This is a genomic window from Haloarcula halobia (assembly GCF_029338255.1).
Lineage (GTDB): Archaea > Halobacteriota > Halobacteria > Halobacteriales > Haloarculaceae > Haloarcula > Haloarcula halobia.
Genome location: NZ_CP119787.1, coordinates 2,948,231 through 2,965,508, shown reverse-complemented (window position 1 = coordinate 2,965,508; position 17,278 = coordinate 2,948,231). Strand labels below are relative to the sequence as shown.

At 69.1% G+C, this 17,278-nt stretch carries 22 protein-coding genes; 10 read left to right on the top strand and 12 right to left on the bottom strand.

Annotation, left to right across the window (positions count from 1 at the left end):
• Positions 1-71: 71 nt before the first annotated feature.
• The 4 genes from P1K88_RS15650 to P1K88_RS15635 form a co-directional block, all read right to left on the bottom strand.
• The gene (locus P1K88_RS15650) at positions 72-200 is read right to left on the bottom strand and encodes a hypothetical protein (protein WP_276278228.1); all 129 of its coding nucleotides are present in this window, start codon (positions 198-200) and stop codon (positions 72-74) included.
• A 208-nt stretch (positions 201-408) separates the two neighbouring features.
• Positions 409-822 carry a hypothetical protein gene (locus P1K88_RS15645; RefSeq protein WP_276411153.1) on the bottom strand — a complete coding sequence of 138 codons (414 nt, stop codon included), beginning with the start codon at positions 820-822 and terminating at the stop codon, positions 409-411.
• Between the two features lie 64 nt (positions 823-886).
• Positions 887-1,498, bottom strand: a complete 612-nt coding sequence (locus P1K88_RS15640; protein WP_276411152.1) for a translation initiation factor IF-2 subunit beta — start codon at positions 1,496-1,498, stop codon at positions 887-889.
• A gap of 57 nt (positions 1,499-1,555) precedes the next feature.
• On the bottom strand, positions 1,556-2,653 hold the full coding sequence (locus P1K88_RS15635) for a CapA family protein (protein WP_276411151.1): 1,098 nt from the start codon (positions 2,651-2,653) through the stop codon (positions 1,556-1,558).
• A gap of 158 nt (positions 2,654-2,811) precedes the next feature.
• Here P1K88_RS15635 and P1K88_RS15630 point away from each other — a divergent pair, with 158 nt between their 5' ends.
• Positions 2,812-3,099: a HalOD1 output domain-containing protein gene (locus tag P1K88_RS15630; RefSeq protein ID WP_276411150.1), complete on the top strand. Its 288-nt coding sequence runs from the start codon at positions 2,812-2,814 to the stop codon at positions 3,097-3,099.
• A gap of 6 nt (positions 3,100-3,105) precedes the next feature.
• Here the strand turns inward: P1K88_RS15630 and P1K88_RS15625 are convergent, their stop codons facing one another.
• From P1K88_RS15625 to P1K88_RS18500, 5 genes are all read right to left on the bottom strand, one after another.
• Positions 3,106-4,155, bottom strand: a complete 1,050-nt coding sequence (locus P1K88_RS15625) for an ABC transporter ATP-binding protein (protein WP_276411149.1) — start codon at positions 4,153-4,155, stop codon at positions 3,106-3,108.
• On the bottom strand, positions 4,145-5,920 hold the full coding sequence (locus P1K88_RS15620) for an ABC transporter permease (RefSeq protein WP_276414156.1): 1,776 nt from the start codon (positions 5,918-5,920) through the stop codon (positions 4,145-4,147). Before P1K88_RS15620 ends, P1K88_RS15625 begins: the two co-directional genes overlap by 11 nt.
• 82 nt (positions 5,921-6,002) lie before the next feature.
• Positions 6,003-7,064, bottom strand: a complete 1,062-nt coding sequence (locus P1K88_RS15615) for a thiamine ABC transporter substrate-binding protein (protein ID WP_276411148.1) — start codon at positions 7,062-7,064, stop codon at positions 6,003-6,005.
• Between the two features lie 38 nt (positions 7,065-7,102).
• Entirely contained in the window at positions 7,103-7,255 is a 153-nt protein-coding gene (locus P1K88_RS18505; protein WP_419181077.1) for a hypothetical protein, read from the bottom strand.
• An 11-nt stretch (positions 7,256-7,266) separates the two neighbouring features.
• Positions 7,267-7,485 carry a hypothetical protein gene (locus P1K88_RS18500; RefSeq protein ID WP_379786717.1) on the bottom strand — a complete coding sequence of 73 codons (219 nt, stop codon included), beginning with the start codon at positions 7,483-7,485 and terminating at the stop codon, positions 7,267-7,269.
• A 98-nt stretch (positions 7,486-7,583) separates the two neighbouring features.
• Here P1K88_RS18500 and P1K88_RS15605 point away from each other — a divergent pair, with 98 nt between their 5' ends.
• From P1K88_RS15605 to P1K88_RS15585, 5 genes are all read left to right on the top strand, one after another.
• The gene (locus P1K88_RS15605; RefSeq protein WP_276411147.1) at positions 7,584-8,240 is read left to right on the top strand and encodes a sugar phosphate isomerase/epimerase family protein; all 657 of its coding nucleotides are present in this window, start codon (positions 7,584-7,586) and stop codon (positions 8,238-8,240) included.
• A gap of 55 nt (positions 8,241-8,295) precedes the next feature.
• Positions 8,296-9,408: a pyruvate dehydrogenase (acetyl-transferring) E1 component subunit alpha gene (gene pdhA / locus P1K88_RS15600; RefSeq protein ID WP_276411146.1), complete on the top strand. Its 1,113-nt coding sequence runs from the start codon at positions 8,296-8,298 to the stop codon at positions 9,406-9,408.
• A 50-nt stretch (positions 9,409-9,458) separates the two neighbouring features.
• A complete protein-coding gene (locus P1K88_RS15595) occupies positions 9,459-10,181 on the top strand; it encodes a profilin-fold protein (RefSeq protein ID WP_276411145.1) in 723 nt (240 codons plus the stop codon).
• Between the two features lie 90 nt (positions 10,182-10,271).
• Positions 10,272-10,424 (top strand): hypothetical protein, encoded by a 153-nt coding sequence (locus P1K88_RS15590; RefSeq protein ID WP_276411144.1) that lies wholly within the window; start codon positions 10,272-10,274, stop codon positions 10,422-10,424.
• Between the two features lie 57 nt (positions 10,425-10,481).
• Positions 10,482-10,943: a nucleoside deaminase gene (locus P1K88_RS15585; RefSeq protein WP_276411143.1), complete on the top strand. Its 462-nt coding sequence runs from the start codon at positions 10,482-10,484 to the stop codon at positions 10,941-10,943.
• Here the strand turns inward: P1K88_RS15585 and P1K88_RS15580 are convergent, their stop codons facing one another.
• Both P1K88_RS15580 and P1K88_RS15575 read right to left on the bottom strand, forming a co-directional pair.
• Entirely contained in the window at positions 10,944-11,099 is a 156-nt protein-coding gene (locus tag P1K88_RS15580) for a hypothetical protein (RefSeq protein WP_276411142.1), read from the bottom strand. It lies immediately after the preceding gene.
• Between the two features lie 383 nt (positions 11,100-11,482).
• Positions 11,483-12,439 carry a nucleoside hydrolase gene (locus P1K88_RS15575; protein WP_276411141.1) on the bottom strand — a complete coding sequence of 319 codons (957 nt, stop codon included), beginning with the start codon at positions 12,437-12,439 and terminating at the stop codon, positions 11,483-11,485.
• 240 nt (positions 12,440-12,679) lie between these two features.
• On the opposite strand from P1K88_RS15575, the gene P1K88_RS15570 reads away from it, so the two are divergent.
• The 4 genes from P1K88_RS15570 to arsB are packed head-to-tail and all read left to right on the top strand — an operon-like array spanning position 12,680 to position 15,524.
• Positions 12,680-13,078, top strand: a complete 399-nt coding sequence (locus P1K88_RS15570; RefSeq protein WP_276411140.1) for an ArsR/SmtB family transcription factor — start codon at positions 12,680-12,682, stop codon at positions 13,076-13,078.
• A complete protein-coding gene (locus tag P1K88_RS15565; protein ID WP_276411139.1) occupies positions 13,075-13,518 on the top strand; it encodes an arsenate reductase/protein-tyrosine-phosphatase family protein in 444 nt (147 codons plus the stop codon). The genes P1K88_RS15570 and P1K88_RS15565 overlap by 4 nt, the downstream gene beginning before the upstream one ends.
• Positions 13,511-14,365, top strand: coding sequence for an arsenite methyltransferase (arsM, locus tag P1K88_RS15560; RefSeq protein ID WP_276411138.1), 855 nt, complete (start codon positions 13,511-13,513; stop codon positions 14,363-14,365). The genes P1K88_RS15565 and arsM overlap by 8 nt, the downstream gene beginning before the upstream one ends.
• Positions 14,358-15,524 (top strand): ACR3 family arsenite efflux transporter, encoded by a 1,167-nt coding sequence (gene arsB / locus P1K88_RS15555; protein ID WP_276411137.1) that lies wholly within the window; start codon positions 14,358-14,360, stop codon positions 15,522-15,524. Before arsM ends, arsB begins: the two co-directional genes overlap by 8 nt.
• A gap of 222 nt (positions 15,525-15,746) precedes the next feature.
• Here arsB and P1K88_RS15550 read toward each other — a convergent pair whose 3' ends face one another.
• Positions 15,747-17,267, bottom strand: coding sequence for a phytoene desaturase family protein (locus P1K88_RS15550; RefSeq protein WP_276411136.1), 1,521 nt, complete (start codon positions 17,265-17,267; stop codon positions 15,747-15,749).
• Between the last annotated feature and the right edge of the window lie 11 nt (positions 17,268-17,278).

The following is a 17,278-nucleotide window of genomic DNA, read 5'->3' as shown; positions in this document are numbered from 1 at the left end:
CGACCACTCGGCGCACCGGACGGACCTGGCGCCCGGGAGCGTCGCCGGAGAGAACGACTGCGGTGCCGTCGTCACTCGCTCGGACTGTTCCGCCGGTTGAACTGGTACACCATCGCCCACAGCGTCTCCTCCTGGGACTTCCCCAGCGAGGCCGCTTCGAGTTGGCGGTACAGACCGTCTGATACGGTTATCTCGGGCATCGCCTGTACCGAGGGGCGGAATATATGTAAAGTTATTGATACTCGGCGGCGAGTAAATCGTTTCGTTCCCCACAGTACTTGGGGTACAGGTTCATCGGTCGGACCGGTCACTATCGACTGTATGCAGTCGTTCGCAGAGCGAGCACAGGCCTGCACAGTCGCAGCCAGCGTGACCGACCTCTGGGCGTGAGGCCGGCGACGGTCCCGGTCACCGGACGAACTCGTGGGGGTTCGTGTCCTCGGTCAGCGCCCGGCCGTCGTCGTCGGCCCCGAACGCCTCGCCGGCCAGCAGGAGATACAGCGAGGCACCGGTCGCGAGGAAGGTGCCCGCCAGGGGGACGGCGAGCGTCGAACCAGCCAGGAGCGGCAGTATCTGGAGGACGGCGATGCCGACGAACGCGGTGACGCCGACCCAGCGCCCCCAGGTCCGCCGGAGTGCGACCCCGACGCCTGCCGGGAGCAGCAACAGTCCCAGCAGTGCCCGCCCGACCGCGAGGACGAGCGGCGCCGTCCCGGTCGCCGCCAGTGTTTCGACCGTCCCGGTGAACACGTGGACGGCACCGAGCCCCAGCGCTAGCGCCGCGACGACGGACAGGCCCGTCCCGCTGCTATCCCGACCCATGGCAGGCGCTCGACGTGGCTCCGGTAAGTGCTTTCGGTCGAAAAAACCCGCCGACCGGAACGGTCTACTGGACGCGACCGAACGCGAGCGTCCCGCTGATGCTCTCGATGTAGGCGTTGACGACCTGTCCCTCCTGGGCGCCGGAGACGAAGATGGTGTACTTGCCCTTCTCTGCGACGCCGTCGCCCTCGCGGCCGGTGCCGGTAATCTTGACCTCGTAGGTCTCGCCCTCCTCGAGCGTCGGGCGGTCCTGCTGTTGTTGCTTGCTCGCGCCCTTCGAGACCGGGCGGAAGGCCCCACAGGCCTGACAGCGCAGCATGTCCACCCCGTCCTCGGTCTTGAGGACGGTGTCGGGGAGCCCACACTCCGAGCAGGTGACGTACTCGGCGACGTAGGCGTCGACGGCCGCCTGGAAGTCCGCGGTGTCGAACGACCCGTTGTAGCGGGCCTCGCGGCCGTCGAACTGGCCGTTGGTCCCGAACTCGCGCTGGATGCTGCGATGGAGGTGCTGGGGGTCACGCGAGAGGGCGTCGGCGATGGCCCCGAGGTTCGTCAGGCGTGTGAAGGCGCCGTCGGTCTGTCCCTCCGGGTCGGGAATCTTGAGGCGTTCGCCGCTCTCCCTGGGCTGGTCTGGCAGTACGTCGTAGGCTCTCTCGAGCGCGTCGTCGTAGTTCATACCGGAAAAACGGGGCTGGAACCTAAATGGGTTCCGTGATAGTCCCTCCCACCGGGTTCAACACGACAGCGGGAGTCTGAGGCCGTCGCCCGCCCGGGTGAACGCTGCTCCGAACGGCGCCGACAGCTGGCGCATGCGGTCGCGGAGCCACGCCGCGGCGCCCGCGCCGGCCCGGGTCACCTGCGAGTCCACGATTTCGACTGGAGATAGTTCCAGCGCGGCCAGCTCCCCGTCCGCGACGACGAGTTCGAACAGGAACGACCGGTCGTTGTGCAGGTCCGTCTTCACGAGGTAGTCGTCGACGAAGTCGCCGGCGTCGTAGACGATAGGGCGGCCCCGGTACACCTCGACACCCTGGACGACGTGAGCGCTGTGGCCGTGGACGACGTCGACGCCGTTGTCGACCAGCCAGCGGGCGAACGCCTGCTGCGTGGCCGAGGGTTCGGTCACCCAGTTTGGCCCCCAGTGCAGCGAGGCGACGACGAGGTCCGGGTCGGCCGCGCGGGTGCGTGACAGCGCGTCGCCGACCCACTGGCGGGTCAGCGGGTTGTCGGGGTCGAGGGGGACGAAGGCGGCACCGGGGCTGTTGGCGCGGGCGGCGTACAGCGGCGCCTGGTCGGTCAGCGCGACGACGGCCACGTCGAGGTCACCCGCCCTGACCACCGTCGGCCCGAAGGCGGCCCGCCGGGTGTCGCCCGCCCCGGCCGTCGGTATCCCGCCGGTTGCGAGGTGCTCGAGCGTGTCCCGCAGCGCGACCGGTCCGAAGTCGAGGACGTGGTTGTTCGCGAGGCCGGCGAAGCTGGTCCCGACGTCGGAAAGCGCGGGGACGGCCCACTCGGGGCCGGCACGGAAGTAGTACGTTCGGCCCGGGTAGCGCTCGCCGCGGGCCGAGACGCAACACTCCAGGTTCAGGAAGAGGCCGTCGAGGGCACTGAGCTGTTGGGCCGTATCGCCCCAGACGCCGGCCGGGTCGCGTCCGTCCCACCGCTCGTCGACGCCCCGGCCCAGCATCACGTCCCCGACGAACCCGAGGCGGTGCCGCCTGTCCGTCTCGACAACCGGGGGACACGCAGCCGTCGAATCCCGGCCGGAACCGAGACAGCCCCCGAGGCCGGCAATCCCCGTCGCGAGGAACCGTCGACGCGTGAGAGACACGGCTACCGTCTCTCAGGCGGGCCGGGCTCTTGAACACCGGTGTCGTACCGACTCGGCGTTCGGACCCGTCGAGCCCGTCCGCCCGTTGCTGCCCACGTGTGCACCGACCGTTCGGTTCGACGACAAGATTTATGGTCATTTGATTTATACACCTCCACATGAATCGAACCCTGGGTGTGGTGGAGCGCCGAACACTGGACGGCACTGAACTCTCACCGGCGGTCTCGATCGTCAGCGCCGTGGCCGACGCCGCGGACGCAAACGCCGACGACCTCGAGCCACTCGAGACGGTCGTTCCGGTCGACGCGCTGAACCGCGTGGCAGCGACCGACGGCGTGCGCCTCGACTTCGAGTACGAGGGGTACGTCGTCGACGTCGAGGGCGGGGACGCGGTGGCAGTCCGCGCGCCAGCGCCCGAGACCGAGCTGACGGCGGCCGACGACTGACTCCGCTCACTCCGGCAGGACGTGGGCGTCGTCGGCGTCGAACCCGACGCAGACAGTCCCGGACAGGGGGTCCTCGGTGCGGACCAGCAGCTCGCTGTCGCCCCAGCCCACCCGCACCCTGGTCGTCCCGCCGAGGAACTCCGCGCTCCGGACCGTCCCCCTGAGTCTGTTCTCCCCGCCCGCGAGCGAGAGTCGTTCCGGGCGCACACAGAAGGTCACGCGGTCGTCCGGTGCGACGTCGTCCGCGACCGTCACCGACAACTGTTCGCCGCCGACGGCAACGCTCGCCACGCCGTCGTCGACCTCTCGAACCTCGCCGGTGAAGACGTTGTTGTCGCCGACGAACTCGGCGACGAATTCGGTCGCCGGCTCCCGGTAGACGGCTCGCGGCGCCCCCACCTGCTCCGGTCGGCCCGCTCGCAACACGGCAACCCGATCGGAGACGGCCAGCGCCTCCTCCTGGTCGTGGGTGACGTAGACGGTGGTGATGCCGAGTTCCTCCTGAATCTCGCGCACCTGCACCCGCAGCCGCTCTCGCAGCTTCGCGTCGAGGGCACTCATCGGTTCGTCGAGCAGGAGGACGTCCGGCCCCGGCGCGAGCGCGCGAGCCATGGCGACCCGCTGTTGCTGGCCGCCCGAGAGCGTCTCGGGGCCCCGGTCGACCATGCCCGAGAGGTCCACCAGGTCCAGCAGGTCGGCGACGCGCTGCTCGGTGCTGACGCCGCCGGGCGGGTCGGCGAAGTTGAGGCCGTAGGCGACGTTCTCGCCGACGGTCATGTGCGGGAAGAGGGCGTAACTCTGGAAGACGACGCCGACGTCACGGTCCTCCGGGGGGACGCCAGCGACGCGCTCGCCGCCGAAGCGGACTGTCCCCTCCGTCGGGGCTTCGAACCCCGCGAGCAGGCGCAGCGTCGTCGTCTTCCCGCATCCCGAGGGACCGACGAGCGTGAAGAACTCGCCCTCGTCGACGGCGAGCGAGACGTCGTCGACGGCCGTCGTCTCGCCGTACCGCTTGGTGACGCCCTCGAGCTCGACGGCGGGCGGCTCAGAAGGCATCCGTCTCACCCCCGAGCCGGTCGATAACGAGGAAGCTCGCGCTCGTGACCACGAGCAGGACGACGCCCATCGCCGTCGCGGGGCCGAGTCGCCGGCCGATGAACCGCTCGATGGCGACGGGCATGGTGAACTGGCTGGTGCCCGAGGCCAGCACCACCGTCGCCGAGAACTCGCCGATGGAGATGGCGACGGCGAAGGCCGCGCCCGCGACCACGGCCGGCCAGACCAGCGGGAGCTCGACGTCCGTGAGCACGCGGGCCCGCGACGCGCCGAGCGCCCGCGCGGACTCGACCAGCGAGCGGTCCAGCCCCGCCAGCCCGGGCGCGACGGTGCGGACGACGAAGGGGTAGCCCGCGACGGCGTGGGCGGCGACGATGGCCAGCGCGCCGCCGACGGCGACCCGCGTCCCGCCCACCTCGACGCCGAAGACCAGTCCCCGAAGGAGGCCCAGGCCGACGACGATTCCCGACACCGCCAGCGGGGCCATCGCCACGGCGTCCAGCACCTTCCGCCCCCGGTAGCGACGCGTCGTGAGCACGGCGACGACGACGCCCATCGGGAGCGCCACCGCGAGCGCCGCCCCGGCAAACAGCAGCGAGTTCCGGACCGCGTCCCACGGCTGGACCTGGAAGGACGTCCCCGACACCTGACGCTCGAGCAGGAACTCGTAGTGGGCCAGCGTCGGGCCGTTCGGCCCGGTGAGGCTCGCAGAGACCATGCTCGCGATGGGCGCGACGAACACCGCCAGCGCGACGACGGCATAGAGGGCCAGTCCGACCCGCGGGGCGAGCTCCCGGAACGACAGCGACGGGGGGCGCAGCGGCCGTCGCGGGAGCGGGCGAATCCCCTCGGCGGAGACGGTGTGGCGCGCCTCGTAGCGGAGGTAGGCGTACAGCAGCGCCAGCGAGACGCCCAGCTCTACGAGCGCCAGCGCGGCCGCCTCGGCGTACTCCAGGTCGCGGACGAGGCGGTAGACGAACACCTCGACCGTCGCGAGCTCGAATCCCCCGAGCGCGAGCACGATGGGGAAGGTGCCGAAGGTGAACACGAAAGTCAGCACCGCCCCGAGCACCACGGCCGGGTATATCTGGGGCGCCACCACGTCCCGGAAGGCCCGGCGCGGCGAGGCGCCGAGGCTGCGGGCCGTCTCGACGGCGCTGGCGTCGACGGACTCCCAGGCGGCCGTCGTCACCCGCGCGACCAGCGGCGCGTTGTAGAACGCGTGGGCCACGACGACGGCCTCCAGGGTAAAGAGCAGGTCCACCTGCCCGAGGCCGAGCGCCCCCAGCACGGTATTCAGCGTCCCGTTCTGGCCGAACGTCGCGACGAACCCCACCGCGACCATGATCGAGGGGAGGACGAACGGGAGGATGGTCAGCGAGCGCAGCGTCCGCCGGCCGGGGAACTCGTAGCGCGACAGCAGGTAGGCGGCCGGCAGGCCGAGCGCGACGCTGGCGACCGAGGAAAGCGCGGCCTGGTAGGCCGTGAACCCGACGACGCCGAGGCGCGGGTCGCCCGACAGGAGGCTGTCGAGGACCGCCGAGGGCGGCGTCCCATTCAGCACCCGCCCGAGCTCGCCGAAGTAGAACGGGTCCGAGAGGACGGCCCAGAACACCGACAGCGTGGCGCGGCCGTCGACGACGACGCTCTCCCTGAACACCGTCGCGACCGGGTAGTAGAAGATGCCGAGCAACACCAGGACGGTGGTGACCGCGAGCGCCGGCAGGGCGTGGCGCTCGGCGCGTTCGACCGCCCGCGCTCGCACCCGGTCCGTCCATCCGTGACCGTCACGCCGCGCGCTGGTCGCGCACTCGTCGCCGTCGACCGTGTCAGTCCCCGCCACGGCGTCAGTTCTCGGCGAACTGCCGTTCCCAGTCCTCGACCCAGGTCCCGACGTTGCCCGCGAGGTCGTCGTAGGTAAAGGTCACCGGCTCCGGCGGTTCGTGAGCCAGCCTAGCGTAGTCGTCGGGCAGCTGGGCGTCCTCGGTCGCCGGGAAGGCGACGTTCCGGACCGCAATCTCGCCTTGAACCTCGGGCCGGAGCATGAACGAGAGGAACTCCCGGGCCAGGTCGGGTTCGTTGGCGTCCGCGAAGACGGCCATCCCCTCGGGATTGGCGTAGCCCTGGTCGTCCAGGAACCGGACCTGGTGTTTCTGGAGGTCCGCGTCGTTGCGGTCGGCGTAGACCTGGTCGGTCGAGTACGAGACGACCATGGGGGCCTCGCCCGAGGACCACGCGCTGTAGGCGTCGCTCCAGGACCCCAGCACCCGCACGTCGTTTGCCTGGAGGTCCGCCCAGTAGTCCAGGTAGCCGTCCGGGCCGAACCGCGAGACGGTGTGCAACAGGAACGCCCGGCCGGTCGCCGAACTCGCCGGGTTCTGTGCGATGAGGTCTCCGGCGGACTCCTCGGCGAGCAGGCCGTCGAACGTCTCGGGAGCTGTCGTCCTCGTGCTGTCGTAGACGAGGCTGACGTAGCCGGTGTCGTAGGGCACGGCGCGGCTCTCGGGGTCGAACGCGAGGCTGGACTTGACGCCGTCGCTGCCGTCCACGTCGTCGGCCGCGACGAACAGTCCCTCCTCGAGTTCCTGGTCGATGCGGACCAGGTCGTCGACGTTGAGGCCGACGTAGACGTCCGTCTCCGTGTCCACTCCGGCGGCCTGGCGCTCGATGTAGTGGTTCACCCCGTTCTCGGGCGTCTGCCAGACCAGTCGGGCGTCGAACTCGGCCTCGAACTGCTCTTTGAGCCACGCGCCGGGGCTCGTCGAGGGCGCGTCGATGAACGCGCTGTAGGTACCCACGACGAGCGTCCGCTCGTCGTCCGACTCGGTCTGTCCCGCGATGCCGCTGCACCCGGCGACGGTGGTCGCGACTGCCGCGCCCGCCGCTGACAGGAAGTTTCGGCGCCTCATTACTCGGTGATTTCACCCGGTGGTACATAAGCGAACCGTTACACGACGCCCTCGAGCCACGGCACCGCCAGGCCAGCGACGACCGTCAGGTTGTGGCCGACGACGGCGAGGGTGACGACGGCGAACAGCGCCAGGAATATCGCGGCGTTGCGGTCCGAGAGCAGCGCCCACCCGGCGACCAGCCACACCATCGCCGCGAACTTCACGAGGAAGAGGCCGCCGAGGCCGAATGCCGACAGCGAGGCGGCGACGACGGCGTTGCCCTCCCGGAACCCGTTCGCGAGGCCCCCACCGTCAGCACGACGTCGGCCGACGTCGCCAGGAGGACGACCGTCCAGAGGACGGCGTGGGTCCGCGTCATCCGGCGCGACGTCCGTGGGGTAAACAGCGGCGGCCCGTCCCCGTCGACCCGGTCTGTCATCGCCGGATAGAGGGGGGCGAGGCGGATGAATCCCCGGGTCACGGGCCGTCGGTCGGGCCCCGACCGTTAACCCCTTCGCGCCCGCAGGGTGACACAACATGGACCTCGTCGGCAAGTGCGCTCCCGACCCCGACGCGCTCGACGCGGCGGCGGCCCGGGGGTTCGACAGGGTCGAACTGTACCTCCCGGCGATGCCCGCCGACGTCGGGGCGACTGCCGCGACAGTACACCGGGCGCCGGTCGACGCCGCGTCGGTCCACACGCCCCACGCGGTGCCCGAAGACGGCGACGCCTTCCGCCGGGCGGACGACCTGGCGACGCGACTGGACGCCTACCTGGTCGTCCACAGCCAGTACGCGCAGCACACGCACATCCCCCAGCTCGAGGCCCACGGGTTCGAGGCGCCACACGGCTACGAGAACAACCCCGGAGCGAGCGTCTTCCACCTCGAACGCCAGTTGTTCGACTTCGGCCACGAACTCGTCCTCGATACGGCCCACCTCTATGCGGCCGAAGCGGCCTACATCGAGGCGCTGGAGCGCCTCCTGACGACCTACGGCGACCGGATACCGGTCGTCCACCTCACCGACGGGACCCGGACACGGGACGGCCTCGCCATCGGCCGCGGCGACATCGACCTCGAGACGACAGTCCAGCTGCTCGAGTGCCACTACGACGGCGTCGTCGTCGTCCTCGAGGTGATGCCCGACGACCAGCGGGCAGGGCGGCGGACGGTCCTGGAGTGGCTCGAGTGACCGCGACGCCTGGACACACCTTTTTACACCGACCGCCCCAGGGTACTGGTATCGAATGACAGGCGACGTGCTCGATAGGGCGCCGGACGACCGGGTGCAGGTCCTCGACGCGGACGGCGACGTCGTCGCCCCGGGACTCGTCCCCGACCTGTCCGACGGGACGCTGGTCGAGATGCTCCGGGACATGCGCTTCGCCCGCCGCCTCGACGAGCGGCTGATCAGCCTCCAGCGCCAGGGGCGACTCGGCACCTACGCCTCGCTCGCCGGGCAGGAGGGGTCACAGATCGGGTCGACGTACGCGCTGGCCGACGACGACACGATATTCTTCCAGTACCGGGAACACGGGGCGCTCGTCGCCCGGGGCCTCCCCTGGGAGTACGTCCTCTACTGGATGGGCCACGAGGTGGGCAACGCCGCGCTGGCGGCCATCGACGTCTTCCCGCTGAACATCTCCATCGGTGGACACATCCCCCACGCTGTCGGGTGGTCCTGGGCGGCGAAGCGCCGGGGGGACGACCGGGTCGGCGTCGTCCACTTCGGCGACGGGGCCACGAGCGAGGGGGACTTCCATGAGGCGATGAACTTCGCCGGGGCGTTCGACACGCCGACGCTCTTTGTCTGCAACAACAACCAGTGGGCCATCTCGGTCCCCCGCGAGCGCCAGACCGCCAGCGAGACCATCGCCCAGAAGGCCGCGGCCTACGGCTTCGACGGCGTGCAGGTCGACGGGATGGATCCGCTGGCGACGTACGTCGTCACGACGGCCGCCAGGGAACGGGCGCTGGACCCGCCGGCCGGCACCGCCCGCCCGATCCTCATCGAGGCGGTCCAGTACCGATTCGGCGCCCACACCACCGCCGACGACCCCGATGTGTACCGCGACGAGGAAGAGGTACAGCGGTGGCGCGAACGCGACCCGCTCGACCGCTTCGAGGCGTTCCTGCGGGACCGCGGCCTCGTCGACGACGCCAGCCTCGAGGCGATGGACGCCGACATCGAGGACACGCTCGAAGACGTCGTCGAGAAGGCCTCCGACTACGCGCCCGACCCCACGGACCTCTTTGCGGACGTCTACGCCGAGTCGACGGCCAACCTCGACTCCCAGCGCGAGTACTTCGAGGCGCTTCGCGAGCGCCACGGCGACGACGCCCTGCTCGAAGACGGGTGAGCGAGGGCGACACCGGGCCCGTTATGTCCGTCGCGGTGCTCCCCGGAGTCGTGACCGAGTGGCCACCAGTCGACCCGACGGAGACCGACGCCATCGCCGAGCACCGCGACGAGGTCCTGGCCGCGGTTCGCGACCACGCCGGGCGCATCGCCTACGAGCTCGCCCGCCTCGAGGGCGGGGACTACGGCCAGCGGACCGTCGAAACAGACCGGGGCGAGTGGACGATCAAATACGAGGGCGGCGACCTGGAGTACCTCCGGTTCGACCCCGGCCGCGGCGCGGAGACGTACGTCGTCTCGACCAAGCGCCCGCCGGACCCGGCGGCCCTGGCCGACGCGCTCGTCGACTACGGCGCGTTCGTGGCCGGGTTCAACGACTACGTGCGCTCGCTCAGCGGGGTCCTCGACGACGTCTCGACGGACTTCCCGGCGGTCGAGTCGGTCGACGGCGTGGTGGCCGAACGCGACCGGGTGCTGGACCGCGTCCGGGAGGTCTGTGACCGCATCGCCGGTCAGCTCCAGCGCTACGAGGGCGGCGACTACGGCACCTTCACGACGCGGGTCGCGGGCACCCGCTGGGAGCTGAAGTGGGACCGCGACGGCGTCGCCTATCTCCGTGTCGGCGGGTCCAGCGGCGTCTACCTCGTCTCCCAGTACGACCACCCCAGCGCGGCGGACATCCGCGAGTACGTGCCCCGGTTCCGCGACTTCGTGTGCGCGTACAACGACCACGTCGACGACCTCGAAGCCGACCTCGCCACCGTCGACCTGTAGGCGGGCATCCCGTTCCCGCCCCCGAATGTCACTCATGACAACGGAAGAAGGTGTATCATAACTTCGGTGTCGGCGTGTGGACGAGATGCCATGGGACAGGACCCGCCATCCGACCACGCCTACCTGCGCGTCGCCGAGGCAGGCGACGTCGACGCGCTCGTGCTCGCCTTCCGCAAGGACGGCCGCCTCTACGAACTCGCCGAACTCGAGCCACCGGCGGAGGCGTCGCTCACGAAGCTGTGACGCTGTCCGACCGGCCACCGCCCGAGGCTATACCCCTCCCGGCCCTGTCCTGTGGGTATGGCCAGCGCAGTCGACACGTTCGACCACGAATCGCACCTCGAGCGCGCGTTCACGCTCGCCCGCGAGGCCGCCGCGCGCGGCGACCGACCCTTCGGGTCGGTGCTCGTCCGCGACGACGAGGTCGTGATGGAGGCCGCCAACCGCGTCGTCACCGAGGACGACGTCCGTGCCCATCCGGAACTCACGCTCGCGACGCGCGCCATCCGCGAGTTGACGCCCTCCGAACGCGCCGAGACGGTGCTGTATACGAGCACGGAGCCCTGCCCGATGTGTGCCGGCGGCATCCGCCACGCGGAGCTCGGTCGGGTCGTCTACAGCGTCGGGGGCGACGAGATCGGCGAGTTCACCGGCCAGGGCGCGCCGGTCCGGTCCGCGGCCATCCTCGCGGGCGTCACCGACGTCTTCGGCCCGCTGTGCAACGAGGCGGGCCGGGCGATCCACGAGGCGTTCGACTGGTAACTAGCGGTTCCACTCGTAGAACCACCACGCGCCGCCCAGCGCCATCAGTCCCAGGCCGAGCGAGGAGGTTGCCGGCTCGGGAATCACGAACAGCACGAATCCCACCAGCACCATCGTGACCGGTTCGACCTCGTCGAGATATTGCACCAGGTCCATACGGTCCAATTGGCTCGCCGATATCTTAAAACAGGTCGGCGCCGCCGCCGAGCGGCGCGGCGCCCAGGCGTACCTGCAACATCAGTCGTCCCTCCACCGGGGCGACCGGTCGCCGTCGCACGCTGCTCGCCACGCCGGACTCGCCGTGTGGGTCGGTCGTGCACCGCTCGCCCGTTAGGACGACTGTACGGGCGAGGTCGTACGGTCGTTCGCTCGGCGGTGGGGCGTGTCCGTGAGCGTACCGTTCGCCTCGGCGGAGTCTGTCGTCACGCAGTCTCGGGTACGGCCCGGCCGCGGGCAGGTGTCCTGTCTGAGGTGGACGCCACGTTTCCGGGCCGCCTCGCCGTGCCCACCCGCTCCCGGAACGGCCGCGGACCCACGGCCTACAGCGACCGTTCGGGGTCGCCGTGCAGGAGCGTGTCGAGAACCATCCGCTCGAACTGCCGCTCGTCGACCGCTTCGACCACGCGCGTCCGAGGGTCGCCGTCGGTGACGCCGTGTTCGTCCACGAGGCTGTACCCGCGCGTCATCCCCTCGCGCTCGTCGACGTCGACGAAGTAGGTCCCGTCCGCGGTCACCAGGTCCGGCTGTAACAGGCAGGCCATCGCCAGGGGGTCCGGCAACGTGACGCCGTCGACACCGCGTTGCTCGCGCGCGAACGCGCGTCCGTGCGCGGTGATGGTCGAGAAGAAGTCGGCGTAGGCCGTCTCGGCGTCCGCGATGCGCTCTATGGCCGTCCCCTCGATGACGCCAGCCCGCGTCGTGAGGCCCCAGTCGACGAGGGTCACGTCGAGCTCGCGCAGGGCGACCTTCGCGGCGTCGGGGTCGGCCCAGAAGTTGAACTCCGCGGCCGGTGTCTCGTTGCCCAGCGTGTTCACGGCACCGCCCATCACGACGACCTCGTCCAGCAGGTCGCCCAGGGACGGTTCCCGCCGGAGCGCGAGCGCGACGTTCGTCAGCGGGCCGAGACAGGCGAGACTCACCTCGCCGGGCGACGCCCGGGCGGCGTCGACGATCGCGTCGACGGCGTGCTCGTCGGCCGACGGGATGCCGGTCTCCGGGCGCAGGTCGCCGCCGAGTCCGCCCTCGCCGTGGACGTGGGTCGCGTGGCCGAGGTCCTTCACGAGCGGCCGGCGCGCTCCCTCGTAGACCGGCACGGACTCGGCTCGTCCGGCGAGGTCGAGCGTGTACTTGACGTTCTCGACCTCGTACTCGAACTCGACGTTGCCGGCGACGACCGTCAGCGCCTCGACGGTGACCGACCCCGCACAGAGGGCCATGAGGACGGCCAGGGCGTCGTCGACGGCGGTGTCCGTGTCGATGATGAGTTTCTGCGCCACGGCCCCGATTCGGCGGGGCGACAGTTAACAGTCCCCCTCGCTGCCCCGCGCTCGCCGTGTACACGGACTGGTGTCCGTCCCCGGGTCACTGAATGCTCCAGTCCAGCGGTTCAGCCGTCGTGACTGGCTGCCTCGGTGCTGCTGCTATCGCGGAGACTGTTCTGGATGGGCGCATCGCGCACCCGACCCGTCTTCGCTGTCTCGACAGACATATATGAGAGACTGTTCAATCACTCATCCATGAGCTCGCAAACGGAACGGCTCGAACGCCTCATCACCGAGGAAAGCGGTGGGTGCTGTGAGGCCGATATCGAGGAACGGCTCGCGTCGCTGCGCTCGTTTCAATCGGGGACACCGACCGACCCTGACGCCGATCTGACCGCGCTGAAGACGTTAGGGAACGATACGCGATACAACATCGTCCGATTGCTGCAGACCGCGGACCGGGAACTGTGTGTCTGCGAGATCAACCCGATCTTCGACGTCAGCGACAGCGCGATCAGTCACGCCCTCTCGGACCTCTACGACGCCGGGCTCGTCACCCGACGAAAAGACGGGACCTGGCGGTACTACGAGACGACCGACCGGGCCGAGGCGGTTCTGCGGGCCCTCGACGAGACGCGTGAGGGTGATCGATGAGCGACACACCAGTTCGCGTGGCGTTCATGTGTGTCCAGAACGCCGGCCGGTCACAGATGTCGACTGCGTACGCCGAACGAGAGCGAGAGCGTCGCGGTCTCGACGACGACGTCGAGATTCTCACCGGCGGCACCCATCCCGCCGACCACGTTCACGACGTCGTCGTCGAGGTGATGCAGGCGGACGGCTTCGATCTCTCGAATCGCGTACCACAGGAGATCTCGACGGCCGAACTCGAGTCGTGTGACTACGTCGCAACGATGGGCTGTTCGACGCTCGAACTCGAAGCCGAGGACTCCGACGTCGACATCCGTGACTGGGCGCTGGACGATCCCGACGGGAAAGACCCCGACCGAGTCAGAGACATCCGGGACGAGATCCGCGACCGTGTGAGTGCCCTCTTCGACGAAATCGAACAGGAGGTGACCACGGGTGCCTGAAACGAGCGACTCCTCGACGGCGTCTGGGCTCGACGCAGCGGCCCAACGGACGGTCGTCCGGGAACGGTACGCCAGCATTGCTGCCGAAAGGGGAAACGCGGAGCGTGGCTGCTGTTCGAGCGACGATTCCTGTTGCAGTCCCGCAGCGACGACGGCTCCCGCTGACGAGACGGCCCGCCGACTCGGTTACTCTGAGACCGAGCTCGAGAGTGTCGCCGGCGACGCGAACCTGGGGCTCGGGTGTGGGAATCCTCGGGCGATCGCGTCGCTCGAGGCAGGCGAATCGGTACTTGACCTCGGCTCGGGTGCGGGCTTCGACTGCTTCCTCGCGGCCCAGGCAGTCGGCGAGACGGGTCGTGTGATCGGCGTGGATATGACACCCGAGATGATCGAGAAAGCGCGTGCAAACGCCAGACAGAACGACGCCGGAAACGTCGAGTTCCGCCTCGGCGAGATCGAACATCTCCCGGTTTCGGACGGGAGTATCGACGTGATTATCTCGAACTGCGTCGTGAATCTCTCGTCCGACAAACCCCAGGTGTTCGACGAGGCGTTTCGCGTTCTCCGTCCCGGTGGGCGACTCGCGATCTCGGACGTCGTACTGACTGCTGCGGTGCCACACGAACTCCGCGCCGATCCGGACGCCGTGACATCCTGTGTCGCCGGCGCGTCGACCGTCGACCGACTCGAGACGGAACTCACCGACACGGGCTTCGAATCGGTGCAGATCGCACCGAGAGACGACAGTGACGAGTTCATCCGTGACTGGGACGACGACTACGACGTAAGCGAGTTCCTCGTCTCTGCGACAATCACCGCTCGAAAGCCGGAGGTCGTCGATGAGTAACGTCGACGCCCACGACCACGGCCCGAACTGCGAGTGTCAAAGCTGTGGCGACCCGCGGTCGATGGACTTCCTCGATAAGTATCTCACCGTCTGGATCATCGGGGCGATGGCCGTCGGCGTGGGACTCGGATTCGTCGCCCCGTCGGTAACCCGGCCGATTCAGAACCTGCACCTCGTCGAGATCGGGCTCATCGCGATGATGTACCCGCCACTCGCGAAGGCCGATTACTCCCAGCTGCGGGCGGTGTTCAGCAACTGGCGCGTCCTCGGGCTGAGCCTCGTTCAGAACTGGTTGATCGGCCCGACGCTCATGTTCGGACTCGCCGTGATCTTCTTCAGCGGGCTCGTGCCCGGCCTGCCTGCTCGCCCAGAGTTCTTCCTCGGTCTCGTGTTCATCGGAATGGCCCGCTGTATCGCGATGGTGCTCGTCTGGAACGAACTTGCAGAGGGCTCGACCGAGTACGTCACCGGGCTGGTGGCGTTCAACAGCCTCTTTCAGATCATCACGTATGGGGTCTACGTCTGGTTCTTCGGGCTATTCCTCCCGCCGCTGCTCGGGATGGAAACACTCGTCGCGGGCATCGAGACGTTCGACGTGACCCCGATGCAGGTGTTTGAGGCGATCGTTATCTTCCTCGGCATCCCGTTCGTCGGCGGGTTCCTCACGCGGTACGTCGGCACGCGAGCGAAAAGCGAGGCGTGGTATGACGAAACCCTGGTCCCGAAGATCGACCCACTCACGCTCGTCGCGTTGCTGTTTACGGTCATCGTGATGTTCGCCACGCAGGGCGAGAACATCGTCGCCTCGCCCGGTGACGTGATCCTGATCGCCATCCCGCTGACGATCTACTTCGTCGTGATGTTCCTCGTGAGCTTCGGGATGGGCAGGGGCATCGGCGCGGACTACTCGACGACGACGGCTATCGGGTTCACCGCCGCCTCGAACAACTTCGAACTCGCCATCGCGGTCGCCGTCGCGGTGTTCGGCGTCGGCTCCGGCGTCGCGTTCACGACCGTCGTCGGCCCGCTGATCGAGGTTCCCGTCCTGCTGGCGTTGGTCAACGTGGCCCTGTACTTCCAGCGCAAGTTCGACTGGAGTGGCGCCACGACCGGACAGCTCAACAGGTCTTCTTCCACACCGCCACCTGAAGACGACTGAGGGCGGGACACGCCATTGACGGCACACAAAGGCGCCCTCGTCGCCCTTCGTCTCGGAGCCGTCTGCGTCGACAGGGCATCCGGGGCCGGATTGCTGCCGTCCTCGCCGACAGCCGGCTTCAGGTTCGGAACCGAGCCGACATCGAGGTGTTTCCTCTGGGACTGAGCCCGTTGTAACACCCCATCCACCCGCGATAGCGGTCGAGTAACCACGACCGTCCGGTCAGCGACCGGGGACGGCGGCGGGGTCCACGACGAGTTCGGGGTGGTCCTCGAGGACGGCGTCGGCGGTGTGCTCGCCGCTGATGAGGCACATCGGCATCCCGATGCCCGGCGTGGTGTAGGCGCCGGTGTAGTAGAGCCCGTCCAGCCCCGCGCGGTGACCAGGCCGGAGCGGCCCGGTCTGGAACAGGGTGTGGGCCAGGCCCAGCGCCGTCCCCTGGGGGTCGCCGTAGCGCGCTGCGAACTCGCTGACGCAGGCCGACTCCTCGACGACGATGCGGTCGCGCAGGTCGACGCCGGCGTGGTCCGCCAGGTCCTCGAGCACCTGCTCGCGGACGCGCGCCCGGACCTGGGGGCTGTCGTCCAGGCCGGGCGCGATGGGCACGAGGACGACGACGGCGTGGTGGCCGTCGGGCGCGACGGTGTCGTCGGTCTTGGACGTGACCGAGAGGTAGTACGCCGGGTCGTCGGGCCAGCGCGGCGACTCGAAGATGGACTCGAAGTGGGCGTCCCAGTCGGTCGGGAGGACCAGCGTGTGGTGTTCCAGGGGCGCTATGTCCCCCTCGACGCCGAGGTAGAGCATGAACGCCGAGGGTGCGTAGGTCCGGTCGTCCCAGTATCCGGGGTCGTGGTCGCGGTCCGCCCGGGAGAGCAGTTCGCGCTCGGTGTACGCGGGATTGGCGTTGCTGACCACGAGATCCGTCGTCCGCTCGTCGGCGTCGGTCGAGAGCGTGAACTCACCGGTCGACCCGTCTATGCCCTCGACGGTGACGCCCGTCTCGATGGTCACGCCCTCCTCGCGGCACAGCGTCGCGAGCGCGTCGACGACGCCGGCGATGCCCCCCGTCGGGTAGAAGACGTTGAGGTTCAGGTCGACGTGGCTCATGATGCTGTACAGCGCCGGCGTGTTGTGCGGGGACCCGCCGAGGAAGACCAGGGTGTACTCGAGCAACTGCCGGAGTTTCGGGTGCTCGACGTAGCGGCTGACGTAGTCGTCCATGTTCCCGAACAGACGCAGACGGGGTGCCAGCGGCAGGAGGTCTGTGTCGACGTAGTCACGGAACCGCTCGCGGCCCTCGTAGACCACGCGGTCCATTGCCAGGTCGTAGTTCCGTGCGGCCGTCTCGAGGTACTCCTCGAGGGCCTCGCCGGCGCCGTCCTCGTAGGACTCGAAGATCTCGCGGACCTGCTGGCGGTCCGGCCGGACCGTCACCGAGTCGCCGTCCTTCCAGTGGACCCGGTACTGCGGGTCCAGTCGCTCCAGCTCGTAGTACTCGCCGGGGTCGCGGTCGAAGTGGGCGAAGAAGCGCTCGAAGACGTCGGGCATCAGGTACCAGGACGGCCCGGTGTCGAAGCGGAACCCGTCCCGTTCGAGGACGCCCGCGTGGCCGCCCACCCGGTCGTGCTGTTCGAGCAGGGTCACGTCGGCGCCGGCCCGTGCGAGGTACGCGGCCGCCGACAGACCGCCGAAGCCGCCCCCGACGACTGTCACCCTCGAGTCCGCGGAGAGCCCGTTCGCCATACGCATGGCGT